The sequence below is a fragment of the Actinoplanes philippinensis genome (assembly GCF_900113015.1).
Lineage (GTDB): Bacteria > Actinomycetota > Actinomycetes > Mycobacteriales > Micromonosporaceae > Actinoplanes > Actinoplanes philippinensis.
In genome coordinates this window covers 578,294-602,982 of sequence record NZ_FONV01000003.1, presented here as the reverse complement: position 1 = coordinate 602,982, position 24,689 = coordinate 578,294, and the positions used below count along the sequence as shown (strand labels likewise).

Here is a 24,689-nt window from a genome sequence, read left to right as displayed (position 1 = left end):
TTCTAGATCAGGTAGTCGCTGAGGCCGCGTTTGAGGTACCGGCCGCGGCCGGCCCGCCCGGTGTACTCGCCACCGGACGCGATCACCTCGCCGCGGGACAGGACCGTGTCGACCTTGCCGTCGATCTCCCAGCCCTCCCAGGCGGAGTGGTCCATGTTCATGTGGTGGGTCTCGACGCTGATCCGGGTGCGCCCGGCCGGGTCGTAGAGCACGATGTCGGCGTCCGAGCCGGGGGCGATGATCCCCTTTCTCGGGTAGAGGCCGAACATCCGCGCCGGGGTGGTCGCGATCGTCTCCACCCAGCGGCCCAGCGACAACTTCCCGTCGACGACACCCTGGTAGAGCAGGTCCACCCGGTGCTCGACGCTGCCGATCCCGTTGGGGATCTTCGAGAAGTCGCCGAGGCCCAGCTCCTTCTGGTCCTTGAAGCAGAACGGGCAGTGGTCGGTCGAGACCACGGACAGATCGTTGGTACGCAGCCCCTGCCACAGGTCGGCGCGATGCGTCTCGTGCTTGCTCCGCAGCGGCGTCGAGCAGACCCACTTGGCGCCCTCGAATCCCGGCGCGCCGAGCTGGTCCTCCAGCGTCAGGTACAGATACTGCGGGCAGGTCTCGGCGAAGACGTTCTTACCCAGGTCACGGGCATTGCGGACCTGTTCGAGGGCCTTCGACGCGGACAGGTGCACGATGTACAACGGACAGTCGGCCGCCACGCTGGCCAGCCAGATCGCCCGGCTGGTGGCCTCCGCCTCCAGCTCCTGCGGCCGGGTCAGGCCGTGGTGGATCGGGTCCGTCTCGCCGCGTTCGAGGGCCTGCTTGACCAGCACGTCGATGGCCGGGCCGTTCTCCGCGTGCATCATGATCATGGCGCCGTTGTCGCGCGCCTTCTGCATCGCGCGCAGGATCTGGCCGTCGTCGGAGTAGAAGACGCCCGGGTACGCCATGAACAGCTTGAAGCTGGTGATGCCCTCGTTGCTCACCAGGTGGTCCATCGCCTTGAGGGACTCGTCGTCGACGCCGCCGAGGATCTGGTGGAAGGCGTAGTCGATGTGGCAGTTGCCGTCGGCCTTGCCGTGCCAGGCGGCCAGCCCGTCCTGGACCACCTCGCCGTACCGCTGCACCGCGAAGTCGATGATCGTGGTGGTGCCGCCGATCGCCGCCGCCCTGGTGCCGGTGTCGAAGGTATCGCTGGCGTGGGTGCCGCCGAACGGCAGCTCCATGTGGGTGTGCGCGTCGACGGCGCCGGGGATCACGTACTTCCCGGTGGCGTCGAGGACCTCAGGTCCGTCGGGGGCCTGCCCGGGCGCGTAGATCGCGGCGATCGTCTCGCCGTCGACCAGCACGTCCGCGGTGATCGGCCCGGTCGGCCCGACGACCGTCCCGCCCTTGATCAGCAGGCTCACGGCGCCACCAGCCCGTCGTAGCTGTCGGGCCGGCGATCGCGGTAGAACTGCCACCGGTCGCGGACCGTGCCGAGCAGGCTCAGGTCCAGGTCGCGGACGATCAGCTCGGGGAGGTGGGTGTCCGCGACCTCGCCGACGAACTTCCCCTCCGGGTCGACGAAGTACGTCTGCCCGTAGAAGTCGTTGTCACCGAGGTCCTCGACGCCGACCCGGTTGATCGCGCCGATGAAGTACTCGTTGGCCACGGCGCTGGCCGGCTGCTCCAGCTGCCACAGATACGACGAGAGGCCGCGGCTCGTGGCCGACGGGTTGAACACGATCTGCGCCCCGTTGAGGCCGAGCGCGCGCCAGCCCTCCGGGAAGTGCCGGTCGTAGCAGATGTAAACGCCCACCCTGCCGACCGCGGTGTCGAAAACCGGATAACCCAGGTTTCCCGGACGGAAGTAGAACTTCTCCCAGAAACCCTTCACCTGCGGGATGTGGTTCTTCCGGTATTTGCCGAGATATCTGCCGTCGGCATCGACCACCGCCGCTGTGTTGTAAAGGACTCCGGGCTGCTCCTGCTCATACATCGGCAGGACCATGACCATTCCCAGTTCGGCGGCGAGCGCCTGGAAACGCTCGGTCGTCGGGCCGGGGATCGACTCGGCGTACTCGTAGTAGGCGGCGTCCTGCACCTGGCAGAAGTACGGGCCGTAGAACAGCTCCTGGAAGCAGATCACCTTCGCCCCCTGGGCGGCGGCCTCACGAGCGTAGTCCTCGTGTGCCTTGATCATCGATTCCTTGTCGCCCGTCCAGGTGGTCTGGACGAGGGCGGCGCGGACGACTCCGGTCGTCATTGCGGCCCCTCTCTTTTGATCTTCTACGCACGCGCAGTGCGCCGGGAAGCGCCTGTGATCGTGTGTTTACTCCTAGTTATAGGGTCAGCGCCAGGGCTTGCCTGGAAGGCCCGGATGCCGTAGGACACTAACGACACAGATTGAGGCGAACAATTGCCCGTACGTTACGGAATGTTTCGGAGACGATAATTTGCTGACCCTGATCACCGGGGCGGTTCAGGACAGAAGCGCCCGCGGCATTGCGGCGGCGGTGAGCCGGTTGATCACGTCCGGCCACCTGCCCGCCGGCGCACGCCTGCCCACCGTCCGGCTGGTCGCGGGCTCGCTCGGGGTGAGCCCGACGACGGTCAGCGAGGCGTGGCGCAATCTGATCCTGGCCGGAGCGATCCAGACCCGGGGACGGTCCGGCACCTTCGTGTCCGGGCCGCTGCCACCCCGGGCCCGGCTGCGGTACGCCCAGCTCAGCGGCGCTCGGGTGGACCTGCCGCAGGACCTGTCCACCGGCGTGCCCGACCCGGAGCTGCTGCCCGACCTGGCCCCGGCGCTACGGCGGATCGGGGACGGGCGATGGGCCGGCAGCTACCTCGACGCCCCGGTGCTGCCGGATCTCGAAGCGCTCTTGCGGGAGCGGTGGCCGTACCCGCCGGAGAGGCTGACCGTCGTCGACGGCGCGATGGACGCCCTCGACCGGGTGGCCGGCGCCGTCCTGCGGTACGGCGACCACGTGCTCGTCGAGAACCCGGCCTTCCCGCCGCTGCTCGATCTGCTCCAGGCCCTCGGCGCCACCGTCGTCGGGGTGCCGATGGACTCGGCCGGCCTCGTCCCGGACGCCCTGCGGCAGGCCCTCCGTGACTACCGGGCGGTCGCTCTCTTCCTTCAGCCGCGTGCCCACAACCCCACCGGTACCAGCATGGACGAGTCCCGCGCGGCGCTACTGGCGAACGTCCTCCTCGACGCGCCGCATCTGCTGGTGGTCGAGGACGACCACGCCGGCGCGATAGCCACCGCCCCGCCCGTCAGCATCGGCCGCTACCTGCCCGAACGCACCGTGCACGTGAGCGGGTTCTCCAAGAGCCACGGGCCGGACCTGCGGCTGGCGGCGGTCGGCGGCCCGGCGCACGTGCTCGACGCGCTCGCCGACCGGCGCCTGCTCGGGCCCGGCTGGTCCAGCCGGCTGCTTCAGGGCGTACTCCTTGATCTGCTGACCGACCCGCAGGCCGTGGCGCGCGTCGCGGCCGCCCGGGACGCCTATGCCGCGCGCCGTTCCGCCCTGCTGACCGCGCTGCGCGCCCGCGGGGTGACGGCCACCGCGGCCGACGGGATCAACCTCTGGATGGCCGTTTCCGATCAGCAGAACGCCATGGTGGCGCTGGCCGCCCACGGTGTCGCTGCCGCGCCCGGCGCTCCGTTCTGCGTCACCCCGCTGGACAGCGACCACCTCCGCATCACCGCCGGCCTGGTCGCCGGCGGCCACGACGAGCTGGCCGACGTGCTGGCAATCGCGACCGTTCCGAACATTCGAAGGAGAACCCCGTGAGCGAGCTGCTCGACCGGCACCGCGCCGTCATGCCGAACTGGATGCCGGTCTACTACGGCGACGACGCGCTGGAGATCGTCTCCGGCAGCGGGCGCCGGGTGACCGCCGCCGACGGCCGCACCTACCTCGACTTCTTCGGTGGCGTGCTGACCACGATGATCGGCTACGACGTGGCCGAGATCAGCGACGCGGTCCGCCGGCAGATCGGCACCGGCGTCGCGCACACGTCCACGCTCTACCTGATCCGGCAGCAGGTCGAGCTGGCCGAGAAGATCGCCCGGCTCTCCGGCATCCCGGACGCCCGGGTGTTCTTCACCAACTCGGGCACCGAGGCCAACGAGTCCGCCCTGCTCATGGCCACCAACGTACGGCGCTCCAACCAGATCCTGGCGATCAAGAACAGCTACCACGGCCGCACCTTCGGGACCATGGCGATCACCGGGCACCGCACCTGGTCGTCGAGTTCGCTGAGCCCGTTCACCGTCAACTGGCTGGCGTCGGCCGACCGGCTGCGCGGGCGGATGGCCCGGCTCTCCGACGCCGACCTGATCGAGGCGGCCGTCGACGACCTGCGGGAGGTTCTCGCCACGGTCACCGCCGGGGACGTGGCCGCGCTGATCGCCGAGCCGATCCAGGGGGTGGGCGGGTTCGTGGCCGGGCCGGACGGGCTGCTCGGGGCGTACCGCAAGGTCCTCGGCGAGCACGGGATCCTGCTCATCGCCGACGAGGTGCAGACCGGCTGGGGTCGTACCGGCGACCATTTCTGGGGTTACCAGGCGCACGACGTCGTCCCGGACCTGATCACGTTCGCCAAGGGGATCGGCAACGGGTTCGCTCTCGGCGGGGTGGTCGGCAGCGCCACGGTGATGAACGCGGTGCCGGCGATCAGCTTCTCCACCTTCGGCGGCAACCCGATCAGCGCGGCGGCCGGCAACGCGGTCCTCGACTACGTGCTCGACCACGACCTGCAGGGCAACGCGCGGCGGGTCGGCACGATCCTGCTGGACGGCCTGCGGGCCCTCGACCACGCGATCGTCGGCCAGGTCCGCGGCCGGGGCCTGATGATCGGCATCGAGTTCGTCCGCCCCGGCACGACCGAACCCGATCCGGGCGCCACGCTGCGCGTCTTCGACCTCTGCCGGGCCGGTGGGCTACTGGTCGGCAAGGGCGGACTGCACGGCAACGTGCTCCGGATCGGGCCCCCGCTGACCCTCACCGAGGAGGAGGCGCGCGAGGGTCTGACCGTTTTGGCCGATGCGATCGCCGTTGCCGACGGGGAGAGTGTTTTCTAGGTGTTTGCTGTTCATCTGCTATTTGTTGACGACTACTCTGAGTAGCAATTCGATTACACTGCGTTGATGTTTGGGAAACGGGAGGTTAACGCGGGCGGAACCTTGTACATGTCCCGTTCTGCCTATGGCAGTGGGCGTCCACGTCGGTCACGATCACGGCGTGACAGAAACATCCGTGATCTTGGCGCTGGTGGTCATCACGGCCCTGGCCTTCGATTTCACCAACGGGTTCCATGACACCGCCAACGCGATGGCGACCTCCATCGCGACCAAGGCGCTACGGCCCAAGACCGCCGTCGCCCTGTCCGGTGTGCTGAACCTCGTCGGCGCGTTCCTCTCGGTAGAGGTCGCGCTGACCGTCACCAACGCCGTGGTCAAGATCCAGGACAAGACCGGCGCACCCAAGGCGGAGCTTCTCGCCGACGGCGGCGGCACCCTGTTGCTGATCATCCTGGCCGGCCTCGTCGGTGGCATCGTCTGGAACCTGGCGACCTGGCTCTTCGGCCTGCCGTCCAGCTCCTCCCATGCCCTCTTCGGCGGCCTGGTCGGCGCCACCCTCGCCGGCCTGGGTGTGGCCGGCGTCAACTGGAACGGCGACGGCTCGAAACTCGACGGCGTCGTCGGCAAGGTGCTCCTGCCCGCCGTGATCTCACCGCTCATCGCGGGCGTCGTCGCCGCGGCCGGCACCTGGATCATCTTCAAGATCACCACCGGGGTCGCGGCCCGCTTCACCGAGAACGGCTTCCGCTGGGGCCAGATCGGCAGCGCCTCCCTGGTCTCCCTCGCGCACGGCACCAACGACGCGCAGAAGACCATGGGCGTCATCACGCTCGCCCTGATCGCCAGCGGCCACTGGAGCGACCTGGAGAACATCCCGCTCTGGGTGAAGGTCTCCGCGGCCCTCGCCATCGCGCTCGGCACCTACCTCGGCGGCTGGCGCATCATCCGGACCCTCGGCAAGGGCATCACCGACATCGTCCCGCCGCAGGGCACCGCAGCGCAGTCCGGCGCCGCCGCCGTCATCCTGGCCTCCAGCCACCTCGGCTTCGCGCTCTCCACCACCCACGTCGCCACCGGCTCGGTCATCGGCTCCGGCCTCGGCCGCCCCGGCGCCACCGTCCGCTGGGCCGTCGCCGGCCGCATGGTCCTCGCCTGGCTGATCACCCTGCCCGCCGCCGGCCTGGTCGGCGCGGTCATGTACTGGATCGGCGACACCGTCGGCGGCATGGCCGGCGCCCTCGTCGTCGTCACCCTGCTGGCCCTCGCCTCCGGCGGCATGTACCTGCGCTCCCGCACCGGCCGCGTCGACCACGAGAACGTCAACGACGACTGGGACGCCCAGACCGCCCCCGTCGCCACCCCCGTCCCCGCCGTCGCGGCGAACTGAAAGGGCCGATCATGCACAACCTCGGATTCGCCCTCGACGGCGCCTGGCAGGTCCTCCTCGCCGGCCTCGCACTCGGCGCGGGCCTGCCCATCCTCTTCGCCCTCGGCATCCGGTCCCTGGCCTGGGGCGCCGGAGCCACCACGGTCAGCGACACCCCCGGCCCGTCCCGGCCCCTCGGCACCGTCCTCGGGTACGCCCTGTTCGCGGTGGTCGTCGTCGGCGTCCTGCTCGGCCTCACCTTCATCGTGGCCAGCGGATTCGGCTACAAGCTCGACTTCTCCCACGTCTACCCGACGCTCATCGCGAAGTAGGTCCGCGCAACGGCCCGGCGCCCCTGGTGGGTGCCGGGTCTTTTGTTTCGGTACGGGCTACGCCTCCCACCAGCGCAATGACGCTGTTCCGGGCCTACCGCGCGACGGGGGCGGTGGTCCCGCCCGACAGCGCGCCTCACGGGCGAAAGCCGCTGGTCGCCGTTCAACCGCCGGCCTTGTGGGCGCCGTCCCCGCTTGTCTTGTGGGCGCCGTCCCCGCTTGTCTTGTGGGCGCCGCCCGCTTGTCTTGTGGGCGCCGGCCACCGTTGCCCCCCGCTTGTTGCCCGCTGCCGGTCGCCCGCCGCTTGTTGCCCGCTGCCGGTCGCCCGCCGCTTGTTGCCCGCTGCCGGTCGCCCGCCGCTTGTTGCCCGCTGCCGGTCGCTCGTCGCCGGTCGCCCGCCGGCCGTCGCGTTGCTTGCCGCGCGCCCCGCGCCGCAATCCGCCGCCCGCCGCCCGCCAGCCGCCAGCCGCCCGCCAGCCGCCAGCCGCCCGCCAGTCGCCCGCCAGCCCCCCGCCGCCCGCCAGCCGCCAGCCCCCCGCCGCCCGCCAGCCGTCGAGCCGCCCGCCAGCCGTCGAGCCGCCCGCCGCCCGTTGCCTGCCGCCTCGGTCAGGATCGATGCCGGCCCGCCCGCTCCCCACGAGCGGGACGGGCCGGCGCCGATCAGACCAGTGAGCGGGCCAGAACGCCGATGTCCGGGTTGTCGGTGAACAGGCCGTCGATGCCGGTGCGCAGGAACGTCACCTGCTCGTCGATCGCCTTGCCGTAGGCCGCGGCGTCGGCGCCGACCCGCAGCTCGGCGGGCAGGAACGAGTTCTCCGCCCGGAACGTGTACGGAATCACCTTGATCCCCGCAGCGTGAGCGTCGGCGACCAGGGACGTCGGAACGCCCAGGGTCCCGTCCGCCTTGCGCGGGATGATCTGCCCCTTGTCCGGGCCGATCCCGTCGATGAACTCCGACAGCTCCTTGAGCCCGGCCGGGGTCAGGTAGTCCGCGTACGGCCGGGGATCGTTGAACGGCGTCCCCGCCGCGCTGCTCAGGAAGACCAGCGGCACCTCGACGCGGTGGTCGTCGGCGAGGTCGCGCAGGTTCGCCGCCTCGAACGACTGGATGAACACCTTGGCGCCCCGCTTGTCGAGACCGTTGCGGCGCAGCGTCCGGACCAGCGGCTTCTCCAGTTCGAGTCCGATGCTCCGGAAGAAGGTCGGGTGCTTCGTCTCCGGGAACACACCCAGGTCGCGACCCAGCTCCTTGGAGAGCCGCTTGCGCAGGTCGAGCATCTCCTGGAAGGTCGGCACCTGGAAGTAGCCGTCGTACACCGTGTTCCGCTGCCGGATCGCCGGGATCCGCTCGGTGGCACGCAGCGTCTTCAGCTCGGCGAGGGTGAAATCCTGCGTCCACCAGCCGGTGATGCTGACCCCGTCGAGCACCACGGTCCGTTTGCGGGCGGCGAACTCGGGCCGCGACGCGACATCGGTGGTGCCACCGATCTCCGGCTCGTGCCGGCACACCAGGACACCGTCCTTGGTGATCACCAGATCGGGCTCCAGGTAGTCGGCGCCCAGTCGCGCGGCCAGCTCGTACGACGCGAGAGTGTGCTCGGGCCGGTAACCGGAGGCGCCACGGTGACCTACCACGAGCGGCTTGGTCCGGGCCCCGCCGTGCTCGTGCCCGCCGGCCCAGGCGGGCGCGGAAGCGGCCCCGGCCAGCGCCGGAGCAGCGGCGGCGACAGCGCCGAAGCGCAGCACCTGACGGCGATCTGCCACGTCTTCCTCCAGAATGCTCGGATCCGGCGACCATCACCGGACGTCCGCACAGAGTCGACGCGACCGAACCGACCCCCAGGCGACGATCCCATGGCGTTTCCGCGAACGAGGGGTCAATGGTCGTTCCCGGCCAGGCCGGTGCGGCACACCATCGTGGAGCCGTACGCCACCGCCACCCGCTCCTGATCTCGTCCTCCCGGGCTTCAACGGGTGAGCGTCGCCAGGAGGCGTTTCGCCTCGCGCACCAGGCGTGTCCCGCCGCCTCGCGCGGCCACAGCGGCCAAGCCGGGCACCGTGTCGTGGGCGCCGACGGCCGAGGCGGCACGGGTGCCGAGCTCGAGCAGGTCGGGCAGCCCGCGGGGCAGGACCGGCAGCAGTGGTGGCAGCGCGGCCCGGAGCACCTGCCAGACGACGGCGGACGCCCCCGCCTGGTGGGCGTCCCGCAGGGCGGGCGCCACCCGGGCCAGCTTGATCGTGCCGTCGGCGGCCAGATCACCCAGCTCGGCGCCGAGCGCGGCGGCGAACGGCTCGGGACCCGCGGCGAAGCCCAGGAAGGCGTCGACGGCCGCGATCCGGTCGGCCTCGTGACGGGCGGCCAGACCGTACGCCAGGGCAAGCGTGGTCGCTGGCCCGATCGGCCCGCTCAGGTCGGCGATCAGGGGCAGCAGGCTCGCGTCGCGACCGTCCTGATCGGCCAGCGCCGCCAGGTCGGTGAGCGCCCACGCCGCGACCGCCTCCCGGTGATGTGGCAGCACCATCGCGAGGACGTCCGCCTGGAAGCCGGTGTTCACGTAGTACTCCGGGCGGGACCGTAGCGTGATGTCGACCAGCGCGTCCTCGAGGACGATCCGGTCACCGCCGGCCCGGCCCGACTCCAGCGCGGCGACGACCCGGCGGCCGACGACCTGACCGGCGGAGTCACGGCTGTGCTGCTCGAAACGGGAGCTGACCGGATCGGGCATCCCGCCGGCCCGCAACCATCCGGCCACGACCTTGCCGGACGGACTCGTCATCGTCTCGGCCCGCGCGAGCACCTCCGGGTCGACGTCGCGGCTGACCCGGACCATCGCCTGCTGCAGGTCGAGCTGCCACGGATCGGCGCCGGCCTCCTCATACCGGGCGAGCCGGTCGACCAGAACACCGGCGTCGATGCTGCCGGTGACGTCGGTCGGGGTGGCGAGCAGCACCGGAACCGGCGCCGGAACGACCTGCCAGGCTGCCTCCGCCACCCGGAGCGTGAGGATGCCGGACGGCGTGCCGACGAGCGACCGGGTCGACCCGGTGCCGATGAGATCCCGCCGGACGGCGTTCCGGAGCCGTTCCCGCATGATGTGGCTACGCTCCCGGCCGATCCGGGCGGCGATCACCTCCCCCAGGAACGGAAAACGTCCCCACCGGTCGCTGAAGACACCGGGATGCCGGTCGAGCACCGGCGCCAGCGCCACCGTGAAACCCTCGGACGGAAGCGTGACCAGCGCGGCCAGGATCCGCTCCCACCGCACGGCGGCCGGGTCCTGGATGAGCGCGGCCACCTCCTCCGCCAGCTCCACGGCGCTCCCGATCCCCACCGGCATCGCCGCCGGCGCCGACCGCTCCGTCGCGGGCCACCGGCCCGACCGGCCCATCGGCTCCGGTCCCGGCTGCACCCGGGGCGTCGCAGACCTCGGCGGACCTGGCTGCGCCGCCGGCTCCGGCCGTTCCCGGGGCGTCGCAGACCTCGGCGGACCGGAGTGCGCCGCCGGTTCCGGCCGTTCCCGGGGCGTCGCAGACCTCGGCGGACCGGAGTGCGCCGCCGGTTCCGGCCGTTCCCGGAGCGTCGCGGGCCTCGGCAGACCCACCAGGAGCGCTGGTTCCGGTCGGTCCGGCGATGACGCCGGTGCCGGGACGCCGGGCCTGTCGACATCCTGCGGCAGCGGGTCCGGCCGGCCGCTCGCGACCACGCGGGCTGCTACATCGGCCGGCGCGTACGCCAGATGGCGGGTGGCGACAGCGATCGCCCGCTCCTGGATGTCCAGCGACTGATGGTCGAACGCTGCCGCAACCGTCGCCAGGATCTCGCCCGCATGCTCCGGCGAGCGGCGGGCGATCTCGTCGAGCCAGCTCAGCGCCGCCTTGACCAGCACCTTCTCCTTGCGGGCGAGCAGCCCGTCGCCCGCCTCGATCACCGACGAGATCTCCAGGCGACCCTGCTCACCGAGTGTGCGCAGCGCGGCCAGGGCCAGCCGGGCGACCGGGGACGGCGCGTCACCGGCCAGCCGGGCATAGCTCCCCGTGTGCCGGGACAGCTCGTCGGGAGTCGGCGCGAGGGCCTCGTGCAGCAGCGTGAACGGCCGCAGCGCCCCCGGCCGGTCACCCCGGGCCAGCCGGCCCGTGGTCGCGTCGACGATGGCCCGGCGCTCCAGCCGCCCTTCGGCGACCAGCCGCGCGATCGCCGCCGGGAACGACGTCTCCCGGTTGTCGAAGTCGGCCGACGGCAACTCGCTGCCGAGCCCGTCGATCTCGAACACCGACGGCAGCAGCAGGTCGAGCCACGGGCTGCCCCGGAGCGCGTCGGTGAGCGGCACGCTCCACGAGTGCTCCCGGACAGCCTCCACCCAGCCGTGGACCACACCCTCGGTGACCGGTGGGTCGGCATCGCCCTCGAGCAGCAGCGTCTCGACGAACCGCCAGTCGTCGCCCCACGCGTCGCGGGGCAGCCCGCGGGCCAGCCGGACGCCGAGGTCACCGGCCCAGGGCAGACGCCGGGCCCGGATGATCCGGAGGAAGTCGCCGGCCACGATGTCGCGCCAGCTCCGCATGCCTCGGCGCTGCAGCAGGGCGGCGGCCCGCGCGGCGGTGGGCACGCAGGCGATCACCAGGAGCGCGAAGAGGCCCGCCGGACTGTACGACCGGGCCCACCACTCGCCCGATCCACTGCGGACACGCCGCTCCACCTCGCCGGCGAACGCCAGCCGCTCCTGCTCGGTCGTGTCGAGCAGGAGCGCCGTCAGAGCCGCGCTGTCGGTCCGGCGAAACGGCTCGTCGAGCCCGTCCCAGGTGAGAGGCATGGGGTCACCTTAGGAGCGGGGTACGACATTTAGCTCACATCCGCAGGTGGTCCCAGTCGAGCAGCCCGGTGCCGAGATCGCGGACGGTCGCCAGCAGACCCAGCCGGGCGGCCCGCAGCACCGGGTCCTCGTCCATCACGAACACCTCGTCGAAGAACCGGCCGACCGGGTCGACGAGCGGCCGGACCGCGGTCACGAACCCGGTCACGTCGGAGAAACCGGTGACCGACGCCACCGCCTCGTGCAGGGCCACCTCGGCGGGCTCCTTGAGGACTGCCGGGTCGTAGCCGGCCACGGTCCCCGCCGGAACGATCCGCCGGGCCCGCTGGATGGCCGCCGCGACCGCCCGGAACCCCGGGTCCGTCACCGCGGTGGCCAGCTGGGCGAGCAGCACGTCGACCAGGGCGGGCCGGCCGGCGTGGGGCAGGACCGCGCGTACCCGGTCGACCGGCTGTCCCTCCTCGACGAGCAGTTGCTCCAGCCGGCGGGCCAGGAAGTCCCGGCTGCCCGCGAGGACCTCCTCGGGCACCGGCACCGGCTGCGCCGCCAGCGCCAGCCCGTCGAAGAGGTCGAACGCCGCCAGCGCGGGTGTCGCCCGGTGCACCGCGAGCAGCCCCAGCACCGCCCGCCGTACCGCGAACGGGTCACTCGACCCGGTCGGCAGCCCGACCGTCGCGGCCAGACCGGCCACCAGATCGAGCCTGTCGGCGAGCGACAGCACGGCCCCGGGCACCGAGGCCGGCAGCGCGTCACCGGTGTTGCGGGGCAGCTCGGCCTCGTAGACGGCCTGCGCCACCGGCCGGTCCTCGCCGGCGTGCAGCGCGTAGTCGCGGGCCATCACCCCGGCCAGGCTCGTCATCTCCGTCACCAGCTGCGAGCCGAGGTCGAATTTGACCAGCTCAGCGGCCCGTTTTAGAACAGGTGAACCAATTCCGAGGTGCTCGGCGATAGAGAGAGCAAGGGCCTCGATCCGGCGGGCCCGATCAGCCATCGAGCCGAGTTTGTCGGTGAAGGTGAGGCGGTCCAGGTGGGCTTTCATCTCCGCGAGCGACTTCTCGCGGTCCGCGCGATAGAAGAAGGCCGCGTCCTCGTAACGGGCTCGCAGCACCCCTTCGTTGCCGGCGCGCACCAGTTCCACGTCGACCGGGCCGTTCGCCACGGTGACGAAAAGGGGGAGCAGCGCGCCGTTCTCGTCCCGCACCGGCAGGTAACGCTGGTGTTTGCGCATCACCGTGGTGAGCACCGCGTCCGGCAGCGACAGATAGCTCTCGTCAAACGTGCCGAGCAGCGGCAGCGGCTGTTCGACCAGGTCGGTGATCTGGTCGATGAGCGCGGCCTCGCCCTTCACGTCGATCCTCCCGTCGGGGTAGACGAGATCCTGGGCGCCGATGACGATCAGCTCACGGCGGTCCTCGGGGTCGGCGACGATGCCGTTCACACCGAGCGTCTCGAGGAGCGTCTCGGCCGACGCGATGTCGGCGACCGGCGGCTCGGCCGTGCGCAGCAGCCGGGTCCGGCGCCCGGCGGCGAGCGTGGAGACGGCCACCGGCACCACATCGTCGCCCCAGAGGGCGGTCAGCCAGCGGACCGGTCGGCTGAAGGCGAGTTTCGGGTCGTTCCACCGCATGTTCTTGGCCGCGCGCAGACCGGTGACGACCTGCGCGAGCACGGTGGCGAGCACGGCCGGCGCCGCGCGCCCGGCTTCCTGCTTCCGGACAACCACATGGGGTACGCCACCGAGATCTTCCGTCTCCACCTCGGCGAGAGTGGCGCCCTGCCCGCGGACGAATCCTTCGAGCGCCTTCGTCGGTTCGCCGTCCGCGCCGTAGGCCTGCTGCGCCTTGGGCCCCTTGACCGTGCGGACGTGATCCTCCTCGCGCGCCGCGACCGCCGCGACCACGGCGATGATCCGGCGCGGCGTCCCGAAGACACGGATGTCGCCGTGCCCGAGCCGGGTGCCCGCGAGCCCCTCGGTGAGCAGCCGTGCGACCTGGTCCCGGGCGGATCGGGCCTCGGCCGGCGGCAGTTCCTCGGTGCCGATCTCGAAGACCAGGGCGCGTTCCTCCGCCCCGGTCTGGACGGTGGCTGCCGGGCGGGCCGGCGCGAGCGGGTCGACGGTGCCGAGCGGCAGGCCCAGTTCGGTGCGGCGGTCGATCCAGAGCCGGGCGACGTCACCGGCCAGCCGTCGCATCCGGGCGAACTCGGCGGCCCGATCGGCGGTGGAGACCGCGCCGCGGGAGTCGAGGACGTTGAAGGTCTGCGAGCATTTCAGCACGTAGGAGTGTGCGGGCACCGGGAGGCCGATGTCGATCAGACGCTGGGCCTCAGCGGCGTAGAGCTCCAGCAGCCGGCGATTGGCGTCGATGTCGGCGTCGTCGAGGTAGTAACGCGACATCTCGTATTCGGACTGGCCGAAGACCTCGCCGTAACTGACGCCCGGGGCGTACTCGATCTCCTTGAAGTGGGTCTTCTCCTGCAGCGCCATGATGATCCGCTCGATGCCGTAGGTGATCTCCACACTCACCGGATCGAGGTTGACGCCGCCTACCTGCTGGAAATAGGTGAACTGGGTGATCTCCAGCCCGTCCAGCCAGACCTCCCAGCCCAGACCCCACGCGCCGACGGCGGGGGCGGCCCAGTTGTCCTCGACGAAACGGACGTCGTGGGCGGCCACGTCGATGCCGAGTGCGGCGAGGCTGCCGAGGTAGAGCTCCTGCGGGTTGCCGGGGTCGGGCTTGAGGATCACCTGGAGCTGGGTGTGGGTCTGCAGCCGGTTCGGGTTCTCGCCGTAACGGGAGTCGTCGGGCCGGACCGAGGGCTCGGCGTAAACGACCCGCCACGGCTCCGGCCCGAGCACCCGCAGGAGCGTCGCCGGGTTGAGAGTTCCGGCGCCGACCTCGGTGTTCATCGGCTGGACCATCAGGCAGCCCTGATCTGTCCAATACGCGGTCAACCGGGTCAGCGCGTCCTGCATGGTGAGCATGGGTCCGAAGTCTAGGTGTGCCCACACGGGGGTAGGTACGCAAATATGCTCGTCGGAGATCTTTACGCCTTTCAGGACCTCCTAACGGATGAGGAGGCCGCGACCGTCCACCGGGTTCGCGAGTTCCTCTCGGCGGAGGTCGTGCCGATCGCCAATGAATACTGGGCACGGGCCGAGTTCCCGTCTCACCTGATCAAGCAGTTCGCCGGGCTCGGTCTGGCCGGTGTGGAGCGCTCGTCGCTGGTGGACGGCTGGCTGGCACTGGAGATGGGCCGTGCCGACGCGTCGATGGCCACCTTCTACGGGGTGCACGCCGGTCTCGCGATGGGCAGCATCCAGGAGTGCGGCTCCCCGGAACAGAAGGAGCGCTGGCTCCCGTCGATGGCGTCGTTCGACCGGGTCGGGGCGTTCGCGCTGACCGAGCCGACCGGCGGCTCGGACGTCGCCGCCGGGCTGCGCACCACCGCCCGGCGCGAGGGCGACACCTGGGTGCTCAACGGCCGTAAACGCTGGATCGGCAACGCCACCTTCGCCGATCTGATCGTGGTGTGGGCCCGCGACGAGGCCGACGATCAGGTCAAGGGTTTCGTGGTGGAGAAGGACACGCCGGGCTTCACCGCCGTCAAGATCGAGAACAAGATCGCCCTGCGGATCGTGCAGAACGCGGACATCGAGCTGTCCGGGGTCCGCGTCCCGGAGTCCGACCGGCTGCAGCTGGGCCGGTCCTTCAAGGACACCGCGCGGGTGCTGCGGGCGACCCGGGCGGGCGTGGCCTGGCAGGCGGTCGGCCTGATGATCGCCGCCTACGAGATCGCGTTGGCCTACGCCGGGGAGCGCAAGCAGTTCGGCCGCCCGATCGCGCAATTTCAGCTGGTCCAGGACCTGCTGGTGCGGATGGCCGGCAACGTGACCGCCTCCCTGGGGATGTGCGTGCGCCTGGCTCAGCTGCAGGATGCCGGCGTCTACAAGGACGAGCACTCGGCCCTGGCCAAGGCCTACTGCACCACCCGGATGCGCGAGGTCGTCGGCTGGGCCCGCGAGCTCCTGGCCGGCAACGGCATCGTCCTCGACTACGACATCGGCCGTTTCGTGGCCGACGCCGAGGCCCTGTACTCCTACGAGGGCACCCGCGAGATCAACTCCCTGATCGTGGGCCGGGCCATCACAGGTCACGGAGCGTTCGTGTGAGCCGGCCGCCGGTCCGGGGTGACCGCACGGAGGGCGTGGGCGCCGGGGTGACGCCGAGGCCGAGGCCATCGACGGCGGCGTCGGGCGTCGGGCGCGGCGGTTGGGAGCGGCGCCGGCGGGCGCGGCGGCTGGGCGCGGCGGCTGGGAGCGGCGCCGGCGGGCGCGGCGGCCGGGAGCGGTGCCCGCGGGCGCCACGGCCGGGACCGGCGCCGGCGGGCACGGCAGCGATGAGCGCCCGGAACGATTCACCGGTGAACAACCGGTGGCCGCCCGTGGAGCACGTAGGGCGGCCACCGTGCCGATGGTCAGATGTATTGGCGTTCGGTCTGCTGCTGCGTGGCGCTGAAAGCGAGATTGCACGAGGTGAGTTCCTTGGCGTCGGCCGCCGGCCCGCTGGTCCATTCCAGGTAGAAGTGGCCGCGGGTGATTCCCGGGTTCAGTTCGAAGTCGGTCGGGCCCTCGCCGTTGGGGAAATCGCGCCAGCCGGGGGCGCCCGCCGTGTAGGTGTTCGCGGGATCAGCGGTGAATCCGATGCGGCCGCCCGAGTTCGGGCGCAGGCACTCGCGGGTCAGCTTGACCTTGATCGGGCCGGTGGTGACGAACTGGTCCGGGCCCTGGGCGACGCACGTCGGCAGGCAGGAGAGCGCCTGAGCCGTCCACGAGTAGAGGAACCGGTCCACCGGCCGGTCGACGTAGACGTTCAGCGAGTCGGTGCCGTCAGCGGTGATGTCCCGGGTCCGGTGCCGGTAGTGGGCGACGTATTCGCCGCTGACCGTGGCCTTCGTCGTGAACCGGAACTTGCCGGAGCTGCCGGCGTCGGTGGCGCCGACGCTGACCTCCTCGGTGGTCCCCTTCTTGCGGAAGGAGAACTCCACCCGGCCGGCGTTGCCGGTGCTCCGGCCCTCTATCCCGGCCTGGCCGCTAAGAACGACCTTCCCGCCCGGCGCGACCTCGTCCGGGCCGGCCGTGAACTGCATGGTTGTCAGAAGCTCCGGCGGCGGTGGTGGTGCGGCCGCGGCCGGTGTCGAGCCGGCCATCGCGGCGACCATCGCGGCGCCGACCGTGAGCAAGCGTGTACTGCTCACCGTGTCCTCCCCGTGGAGTTGTTTCGGTACGTTTCATCCCGAAAACTACCAGTCCGAGAAGGGCCTTTCGCTGCTTCTATGGGGTTGGCGGCGAGTCCCCGCGACGGACGGGCCGGCGGGCAGCGGGGGAGCAGCGCCCGGAAAAGCCGGCACCGGCCCGACCGCGCGGAAACGGTGCGCGGTCGGGCCGGTGCCGGCGAGATCCGGGGTGACGACGGGGGAGCGCCCGGGGACGGCCCTCGTTCAGCTGCCGGCCAGGCGGACCCCGCCGCCTCCGCGTTTCGCCTGGTACATGTAGGCGTCGGCCTCGCGCATGAGAACCGAGAACTCGGTGCCGTGGTCGGGGAAGAGAGCGACCCCGATGCTGGCGCCGATCCGCACCGGCTCGCCCTCGATGTCGAACGGCTCCCGGAGCCGTTCGCAGATACGGTCGCCGACCCCGATCGCCGCCCTCTCGTCCGGATCGCCGGTGAGCAGCACCGAGAACTCGTCGCCGCCGAGACGGGCGACCAGGTCGGGCCGGCGGACGACGCCCTGCAGCCGCTTGGCCACCAGCTGCAGGAGCACGTCGCCGGCGTGGTGGCCAACGGTGTCGTTGACCTGCTTGAACCCGTTGAGGTCGAGCAGCAGCAGCGCCATCCGGGTGCCGGTGGCGGCGGCGATGTCGACGGCCGTGGTGGCCCGGTCGAGGAGCATCTTGCGGTTGGGCAGCCCGGTCAGCGAGTCGTGGAACGCCTGCTTGGTCAGCTCGTTCATGTGCACCTCGGCGGCCTGCCGCATCCGGGCGCTGTCCATGATCAAGGTGCCCTCGACGGCGAGCTGCTGGGCGAGGATACGGTCCTGGGCGGTCCAGTCGCGGGTACCGCTGGAGTCGCCGCACATCACCATGCCGACCGGCCCCTGAGCGGAGAGCAGCGGCATCGCGATGAAGGACTGCAGCCCGATCGTCTGGGTGAGCCCGCCCGACCGTACCTTCGCGGTGCTGGCGTCGGCCACCAGCATCGGCTCGCCCTTCTCGGCGCTGTTGCGCCAGACCGGCGATTCGGCGGCCGGCTTGCCGAGCAGGTTGTCGGTGAGCGCCCGGTGGATGTCGTCGGAGAAGCCGACCCCGTGCACGTACCGGATCCGCCCCTCACCGTCGATCAGGTGCATCGCGGCGTGTTCGGTGCGGAACGCGGTGGCGCACGAGCGGGCCAGCAGCTCGGCGGCGGTCTCCACGTTGCCGGCCGACATGCCCTGCTCGAACAGCTCCCGGATGGTGGCGCTGCTGTGCGCGACGAACTGGCGCTGCTTCTCGGCGGCCAGCCCCTGCAGGGTGGTCGCGAAATGCAGGGCCATCGTCGAGATGGTCTCCTGCTGCAGCTCGGCGAGGTTGGTGCCGGTCAGCAGCAGCACGCCGACGGTCTGCCCGCCGATACGCAGGCGGATCGCCATCTGCTCGCCGTTCACGACGGGCTTGCCACCGGCCGGCGTGCGGAACACCTTGCCGGCGACCAGCTGGTCGCGCCGGCCGGGCTCGCCGACCCGCGCGCTGACGGTCATCATGCCGGTCTCCGAGTCGAGCTCGAAGACGGTGGCCGCGGTCAGCCCCGCGATCTCCGTCAGGTGCGGCGCCGTCAGGTCCAGCACATGCTGCACCGACGGGGTGTCTTTCGTCATGAACGCCACCAGCTCGGCCAAAATCAGCCCCTGCCGGTCCGGCGTCATGTCCTCGCCGGCCCCTTCCAACCCGGGACCGGCTGTGTGCATCTCGCTGCCCACGCTCATGGCCCTAGGGTCGGCACTACGGGGTCCCGGTTGAGCCACGAACGGCCAGTGACAGGTCGCAAATCGGGTGCGCTCGGGTGCCATTCATAATCTTCCGATGGCGATCAAGGCGTTGATCTTCGACTTCGACGGTCTGCTGATGGACACTGAGACCACTCTGCTGGACAGTTGGCGAGCCGAATGGCGACGCCACGGGCACGAACTGGACGAGTCGTCGTTCTTCGCCGATCACGGCGGCGATACCACCGACGAGCGGTATGCGCTTCTGGCGGCCACGGTCGGGCCGGGCTTCGATCGCGCCGCCAGCCACGCGCGGCGTACGGCGTACCGCAAGGAAAGACATCGCACCATGGGCCTGACCGCCGGCCTGGACGCCTGGCTGGGTGAGGCCGAAGGCCTGGGGTTGCGGCTGGCGGTGGCGAGCAGCTCGCAGCACGAGTGGGTCGCCGGGCATCTGGCGCGCACTGGCGATCTGGCCCGCTTCGAGGTCCTGGCCTGCGGCGATGAGGTCGCGGCGCCCAAGCCGGACCCGGCGGTCTACCGGTTGGCCCTCGACCGTCTCGGCCTCCCGCCGGAGGCGGCGGTGGCCTTCGAGGATACCCCGCACGGCGTTTCGGCCGCGGTGGCTGCCGGGTTGCGGTGCGTCGCCATTCCCAATTTGTACGCCCACAACGCCCGTTTCGTGCAGGCAACGCTCCGGCTCCGGGCCGCGACCGAAACGACCCTGACGTCCCTTCTGACCCGACTCGAAGAGCGCCACTCCGGATGACGTCGCCGCCGGTCCGTCGAGCGCTGTCCGTGAGGCTTGCAGCAAGTGCTCGACCCGGCGTCAGGGATTTTAGGATTCCACGGGCCGACAGTTCTCGGCGGCCGGAGCCCGCGGTCGGCCGGGTACTGCCCAGGGCGTGCGGACAGAGTTCGACCTCGCGTCAGCGTTTTGGGATTCCGCGGGCCGGTTGTCTGCGGTGGCCGGAATCGGCGGGCCGTCCTCGTAGGGGATGTCGCCCCGGGAGGCGACCGTCCCGTCGGCGGCGGCCCAGCACTCGCGGGTCCGTCGAAGAGTGGCTTCGGTCAGGTCTCCGCCCCGAGAACTCCGTAGGCGATCCGTTCGCGGGCTAGGTGTGCCTCCTTTGGTGAGGGTGGCAGCAGTGGTCCGGTCGCCGTGCCAAACCGCGACCGCGAGGTCGGTGACAGTCGCCGGGAAGTGCGGCAGGCTCCGGCTCCCCGGATCCGTCTGGGGCAGGGGCCGGGCCGCTCCGCGCGGCACCCGGGTGCCGCCGCGTGCAGTGCCTGGATGCGGCCGCGTGCAGTGCCTGGATGCGGCCGCGTGCGGCACCCGGATGCAGTCCTCGTCGTCCAGGCGGCCGGCCGCATCCGTAGCCGGGCCTGATGACCGTGGCGGCGATCGGGACGCGGAGCAGGCAGCTGCGCCGGGCGGTGCAGGGAGCGCTGTTGGGCGTGGGCACGGTGGCCCGCGGTGGCGGGCGGCCACGGCGACGGTGAGCCGCCGACGGGACGCGCCTCTGCCAAGCGGTCAGAAAGGTCGCCGATGTCACCTCCTCGGCGGCCGCCCGTGAGCCGGTGACCCGGAAGTCGCGGTGGTCGAAGAAGGCGGTGAAGTCGCCGCCGGCCGGGGGCGACGGCCCGGTTCGTCATGTGCCATCCGGGCCGTGACCGGCCACGATGGCGCGTCGTGAACTGTCGGTTGCCCTCCTGTTTCGGAATGATTGCGCTGGGAGCGCTCCCATGGAATGCTGTCCATATCGGCCAACGATCCCCACCGATGTGTTGCCGACCGTTCCCCGGCGTGCTCCCACGCCGTCCCCGTCTCGAGGAGCCCTCATGAGACCCATCCCCACCCGCGCTCGCGCACTGACGGCAGCCGCTGCCGTGGGCGTCGTCGCCGCAGGCGGCGCCGTCGCCGTGGCGACCAGCGCGAGCGCCGCTGCCGGTTGCAGCGTTTCCTATTCGGCGAACTCGTGGAGCACCGGCTTCACCGGCAACGTCACCGTCACCAACCTCGGCGACCCGATCTCCGGTGGCTGGCGGCTGACCTGGACCTGGCCGGGCAACCAGCAGATCACCCAGGGCTGGAGCGCCACCATCACCCAGTCCGGGACGGCCGTCACGGCCGCCAACCCGAGCTGGTCGGCGTCGCTGGGCACCAACGCCACCGCGAACTTCGGCTTCAACGCCAACTACTCGGGCACGAACACCGCTCCGGCGTCGTTCTCGCTCAACGGCGTCGTCTGCAACGGCGGAACCACCTCGCCGTCGCCGTCCAACTCGACGTCCCCGTCCACCTCCACCTCGCCGTCCACGTCGACGTCCCCCTCGCCGTCGACCTCGGTGACGCCGGGCGTCCGGGTGGACAACCCGTATGTCGGGGTCAAGGGTTACGTGAACCCCGAGTGGAAGGCCAAGGCGGAGTCGGTGTCCGGCGGCAGCCGGGTGTCGAACAACCCGACAGCGGTGTGGATGGACCGGATCGCCGCGATCAACGGCAGCACGGACAGCAGCTCGAACGGCGCGATGGGCATGCGCGCCCACCTGGACGCGGCTCTGGCGCAGGGCGCCGGCTACATCCAGTTCGTCATCTACAACCTGCCCGGCCGGGACTGCTCGGCGCTCGCCTCCAACGGTGAGCTCGGCCCGAACGACCTGCCGAAGTACAAGACCGACTACATCGACCCGATCGCCGCGATCCAGGCCGACGCGAAGTACAAGAACCTCCGCATCATCAACATCGTGGAGATCGACTCGCTGCCGAACCTGGTCACGAACGTCGGCAGCGCCGCGGGCGCCACGGCGACCTGCGACACGATGAAGGCCAACGGCGGGTACGTCCAGGGCATCGGCTACGCCCTGAACAAGCTCGGCGCGCTCGGCAACACCTACAACTACGTGGACGCCGCCCACCACGGCTGGATCGGCTGGGACACGAACTTCGGCCCCACCGCCGACATCATGCTGCAGGCCGCTCAGGCGTCCGGCAACGTGAAGAACGTGCACGGCTTCATCACCAACACGGCCAACTACTCGGCCCTGAAGGAGACCAACTTCACGGTCGGCACCACGGTCGGTGGCACCACGGTGCGTCAGTCGAAGTGGGTGGACTGGAACCAGTACGTCGACGAGCTGTCCTTCGCGCAGGCCTTCCGGGCCAAGCTGATCTCGGTCGGCTTCGACTCCGGCATCGGCATGCTGATCGACACCTCCCGCAACGGCTGGGGCGGTTCGGCCCGGCCGTCCGGTCCGAGCAGCAGCACCAACGTCGACACCTTCGTCAACGAGTCGCGCATCGACCGCCGGATCCACGCCGGCAACTGGTGCAACCAGTCCGGCGCCGGTCTCGGCGAGCGTCCCACCGCGGCCCCGGCCGCCGGTATCGACGCCTACGTCTGGGTGAAGCCGCCGGGCGAGTCGGACGGCTCCAGCAAGCTCATCCCGAACAACGAGGGCAAGGGCTTCGACCAGATGTGCGACCCGGCCTACACCGGTAACGCCCGTAACGGCAACAGCATGTCCGGCGCGCTGCCCGACGCCCCGATCTCGGGCGCCTGGTTCCCCGCCCAGTTCGCGCAGCTGATGGCGAACGCGTACCCCGCTCTCTGAGCGAACCCGCAGGAGCTGCCGGCCGGTGCCTCGCACCGGCCGGCAGTGCTATTGCAATACGAGTGCATCGTGACCTACCGTGGCAGTCGTGACGAAGGTGTGGGGACTCGCGAGATTCGTGGTCGTCTACGAGCTGCGGCTCTGGGCGGCGCTGTTCCGCTGGATCCTGCGGCGGCCCGTCCCGGTCGAGCCGGGGGCCAGGCGCTTCGCGTACATCGGCGCGGTCCGGATGATCCTCGTCGCGTTCCTGGTCGTCTCCGCGATCGAGATCCCGATCCTGGAGCTGATCGTCCCCTGGGAGCCGCTCGCGAACGTGCTGCTCGGCCTCGGGATCTACGGCCTGATCTGGATGTTCGGGCTCTACGCCAGCATCGTCGTGCACCCGCACCTGACCGGCCCGTCGGGGCTGCGCATCCGCAACGGCCTCACCCTCGACGTGGTCATCGGCTGGGACCGGATCGCCGCGATCGAGGTGCGCCGCCGGTCGATGCCACCGGGCGGCCAGACCCAGCTCGAGGACGGCGTGCTCTCCCTCGGCATGGCGAGCCAGACCAGCGTCGACGTCCGGCTCACCGAGCCCCTCGTGCTCCCGGTGCGCAAGGCGAAGGGGCGGCCCGCGAGCGCCGTGCGCTTCCACGCCGACGATCCGGAGGCGCTGGTCGAGGCGGCCCGGGAGTTCCTCGGTCAGGCCGCGACGAAGAACCGATAGACAGCGCGGTACGGTGCCGACGCCGTCCCGCCGGCACAGGCGCCCGCCGGGGCCGCCCCGCCGACCGTGTCGATCCGCTGGATCCAGGTGACCTTGGCGAACGTGCCGGTCCCGCTGGTGGCCTTCGCCCGGACGCGCAGCTGCTGGAGGCTGCCCGGGTGCTCGGACGCCACCCGGACGACACCTTCCGGGTCGCCCTCCAGCAGCGAGCCGTCCTGGTCCGACTGCCAGCTCGGGCCGCGGAAGTGGAGGGCGCTCACCCGCTTCACCGGGCGCACCGTGACGCCGGTGAGCGAGGCGGCCGGCTCCCGCGGCGTCCAGGCGCCCGAACGGCACTCGTAGATCTGCACGCCGCGAGCCTTGAGGACGGCGTGCAGCACGTGGCCGGGCGGCGGGGCCAGCTCGTCCGGGATCCGCGGGTCGACACCGTATCCGCCGTCCGGCGCGGCGGGCGCCGGCGGGGCGGCCGGGACGCGGTCGGTGCCGGCGAACGAGACACCGGCCGGAACGGCCACCGACACGACGGCCAGGGCGCCGAACGCGGCGGCGATCCGGGCGGGACGCTGGGCGAGAGGGCGTACGGCAGACGGGCGCTGGGCCACGGGGCCTCCCCTATGGACGGTGACGCTGCGCCATCACGCTAAACGGCGCAGCGTCACTTCCCGGCCGGTCCCGCGGGGATTCACCCGGAGGAAGTGCTCCTATCGGCGCGGTGGCATGCCGTAGAAGCCGGTCGGCAGGGCCTGCTCCTCGACCCGGACCTCCCGGGATCGCGCGCGCAGCCGGATCAGCAGCAGAACGCCGAGGAACACGCAGATGCCGCCGACGACCAGGCCGGGCCCGAGCAGTGACGTGTCCTGGGAGACCAGGGCGGTCTCGGCGTCGCCCGGATCCGGGGCGATCGGCGGCGCCGCGGCGTTGCCGGTGTCGTCGCCGGCGCCCCCGGCGGCGTCCTCGTCCTCGTCGTCGCCCTGCGTCTCGGACGGCTCCGGCGACGGGCTCGCGACCCGCTGGCCACGCACCGTCGACGACACGCCGGTGGTGCTGAGCAGCGTCTCCCGCTCGTCGAAGGCCTGCGCCTCGAACCGCGCGTCACCGCCGTCCGGGCCGTCGAAGGAGATCTGCCAGCGGCCGGTCACCGTCCGGCCCCGGCACAGCGTGCCCGGGTCGAGCGCCTCGTCGATGATCGTGGTGGTGTCGCCGTCCCGGCTGACGCTCGTGTCGAACTCGCCGTCCTCCTCGACGCGGGTCACCCGCAGCTGGCCGGGGTCCACCTCCGAGCGGACCACGAGCACCCAGCGGACCTTGCGGCACCGGCGGCTCTCCGAGGTGACGACCGCGGTCACCGTCTCCGCGGGCCGGGCCGCGGTGAACGTGTCCGGCGCCGTCACCCGCACGCTGAATCCCGGCACGTCGGCGACGGCCGGTGTGGCCCCGAACGACGTGCTCAGCACCGCGCCCGCGACGACCGCGCCGGCGAGCGCGGTGATCCGGTGACGCATGACGGTCCCCCTTCCCAGGGCATGCCCTCGATTCGCCATCACTACTTAGTTCGCCCGCCGGGAGAGAATGGTTCACCGGGTGGCCCGCGTCACCCTCGCCGAGATCCTTATTTTTTCCTTAGGCGGGCAACGTTTCTGTTATTCGTGCAGCTCAGCGGGCCTGCGCGGACCGTAGCTGCCCGGCTACACAAAATTTTGAGCGAGCGTTCATCCGAACCCGCCCCCGGCACGTAATCCGGGGAGGACACGGACCGGAGCAC

17 protein-coding genes are annotated in these 24,689 nt (G+C 71.2%); 8 read left to right on the top strand and 9 right to left on the bottom strand.

Annotated elements, in window-relative coordinates:
• Window positions 1-2: 2 nt before the first annotated feature.
• Together hydA and BM290_RS09560 are read right to left on the bottom strand one after the other, a co-directional pair.
• Window positions 3-1,403 carry a dihydropyrimidinase gene (gene hydA, locus BM290_RS09565; RefSeq protein ID WP_093612141.1) on the bottom strand — a complete coding sequence of 467 codons (1,401 nt, stop codon included), beginning with the start codon at window positions 1,401-1,403 and terminating at the stop codon, window positions 3-5.
• Window positions 1,400-2,242 (bottom strand): nitrilase-related carbon-nitrogen hydrolase, encoded by an 843-nt coding sequence (locus BM290_RS09560; protein ID WP_093612139.1) that lies wholly within the window; start codon window positions 2,240-2,242, stop codon window positions 1,400-1,402. Before BM290_RS09560 ends, hydA begins: the two co-directional genes overlap by 4 nt.
• A 190-nt stretch (window positions 2,243-2,432) precedes the next feature.
• On the opposite strand from BM290_RS09560, the gene BM290_RS09555 reads away from it, so the two are divergent.
• From BM290_RS09555 to BM290_RS09540, 4 genes are all read left to right on the top strand, one after another.
• Window positions 2,433-3,779: an aminotransferase class I/II-fold pyridoxal phosphate-dependent enzyme gene (locus tag BM290_RS09555; RefSeq protein ID WP_093612137.1), complete on the top strand. Its 1,347-nt coding sequence runs from the start codon at window positions 2,433-2,435 to the stop codon at window positions 3,777-3,779.
• A gap of 29 nt (window positions 3,780-3,808) precedes the next feature.
• Complete coding sequence (locus BM290_RS09550) at window positions 3,809-5,071, top strand: aspartate aminotransferase family protein (RefSeq protein WP_093612476.1); 1,263 nt, start codon at window positions 3,809-3,811, stop codon at window positions 5,069-5,071.
• 160 nt (window positions 5,072-5,231) lie between these two features.
• A complete protein-coding gene (locus BM290_RS09545; protein WP_177319642.1) occupies window positions 5,232-6,458 on the top strand; it encodes an inorganic phosphate transporter in 1,227 nt (408 codons plus the stop codon).
• Between the two features lie 11 nt (window positions 6,459-6,469).
• Window positions 6,470-6,769, top strand: coding sequence for a hypothetical protein (locus tag BM290_RS09540; protein ID WP_093612133.1), 300 nt, complete (start codon window positions 6,470-6,472; stop codon window positions 6,767-6,769).
• Window positions 6,770-7,429: 660 nt separating this feature from the next.
• Here BM290_RS09540 and BM290_RS09535 read toward each other — a convergent pair.
• From BM290_RS09535 to BM290_RS09525, 3 genes are all read right to left on the bottom strand, one after another.
• The gene (locus tag BM290_RS09535) at window positions 7,430-8,533 is read right to left on the bottom strand and encodes a glycerophosphodiester phosphodiesterase (RefSeq protein WP_093612131.1); all 1,104 of its coding nucleotides are present in this window, start codon (window positions 8,531-8,533) and stop codon (window positions 7,430-7,432) included.
• A 203-nt stretch (window positions 8,534-8,736) separates the two neighbouring features.
• Window positions 8,737-11,580 carry a DUF7824 domain-containing protein gene (locus BM290_RS09530; protein WP_093612129.1) on the bottom strand — a complete coding sequence of 948 codons (2,844 nt, stop codon included), beginning with the start codon at window positions 11,578-11,580 and terminating at the stop codon, window positions 8,737-8,739.
• A gap of 34 nt (window positions 11,581-11,614) precedes the next feature.
• Window positions 11,615-14,563: a glycine--tRNA ligase gene (locus BM290_RS09525; RefSeq protein ID WP_093612127.1), complete on the bottom strand. Its 2,949-nt coding sequence runs from the start codon at window positions 14,561-14,563 to the stop codon at window positions 11,615-11,617.
• A 45-nt stretch (window positions 14,564-14,608) separates the two neighbouring features.
• Here BM290_RS09525 and BM290_RS09520 point away from each other — a divergent pair, with 45 nt between their 5' ends.
• A complete protein-coding gene (locus tag BM290_RS09520) occupies window positions 14,609-15,751 on the top strand; it encodes an acyl-CoA dehydrogenase family protein (protein WP_093612125.1) in 1,143 nt (380 codons plus the stop codon).
• A gap of 305 nt (window positions 15,752-16,056) precedes the next feature.
• Here BM290_RS09520 and BM290_RS09515 read toward each other — a convergent pair whose 3' ends face one another.
• Both BM290_RS09515 and BM290_RS09510 read right to left on the bottom strand, forming a co-directional pair.
• Complete coding sequence (locus BM290_RS09515; protein WP_143133675.1) at window positions 16,057-16,836, bottom strand: hypothetical protein; 780 nt, start codon at window positions 16,834-16,836, stop codon at window positions 16,057-16,059.
• Between the two features lie 243 nt (window positions 16,837-17,079).
• The gene (locus BM290_RS09510; protein ID WP_093612121.1) at window positions 17,080-18,603 is read right to left on the bottom strand and encodes a sensor domain-containing diguanylate cyclase; all 1,524 of its coding nucleotides are present in this window, start codon (window positions 18,601-18,603) and stop codon (window positions 17,080-17,082) included.
• 97 nt (window positions 18,604-18,700) lie between these two features.
• Here BM290_RS09510 and BM290_RS09505 point away from each other — a divergent pair, with 97 nt between their 5' ends.
• The 3 genes from BM290_RS09505 (at window position 18,701) to BM290_RS09495 (ending at window position 22,927) form a co-directional block, all read left to right on the top strand.
• A complete protein-coding gene (locus BM290_RS09505) occupies window positions 18,701-19,372 on the top strand; it encodes an HAD family hydrolase (RefSeq protein WP_093612119.1) in 672 nt (223 codons plus the stop codon).
• Between the two features lie 1,073 nt (window positions 19,373-20,445).
• Entirely contained in the window at window positions 20,446-22,218 is a 1,773-nt protein-coding gene (locus BM290_RS09500) for a glycoside hydrolase family 6 protein (RefSeq protein ID WP_093612117.1), read from the top strand.
• An 88-nt stretch (window positions 22,219-22,306) separates the two neighbouring features.
• Window positions 22,307-22,927 carry a hypothetical protein gene (locus BM290_RS09495; RefSeq protein ID WP_143133674.1) on the top strand — a complete coding sequence of 207 codons (621 nt, stop codon included), beginning with the start codon at window positions 22,307-22,309 and terminating at the stop codon, window positions 22,925-22,927.
• Here the strand turns inward: BM290_RS09495 and BM290_RS09490 are convergent.
• Both BM290_RS09490 and BM290_RS09485 read right to left on the bottom strand, forming a co-directional pair.
• Window positions 22,903-23,529: a DUF3455 domain-containing protein gene (locus BM290_RS09490; protein ID WP_093612113.1), complete on the bottom strand. Its 627-nt coding sequence runs from the start codon at window positions 23,527-23,529 to the stop codon at window positions 22,903-22,905. The genes BM290_RS09495 and BM290_RS09490 overlap by 25 nt on opposite strands.
• A 99-nt stretch (window positions 23,530-23,628) precedes the next feature.
• Entirely contained in the window at window positions 23,629-24,429 is an 801-nt protein-coding gene (locus BM290_RS09485; protein WP_093612111.1) for a hypothetical protein, read from the bottom strand.
• Window positions 24,430-24,689 lie beyond the last annotated feature (260 nt).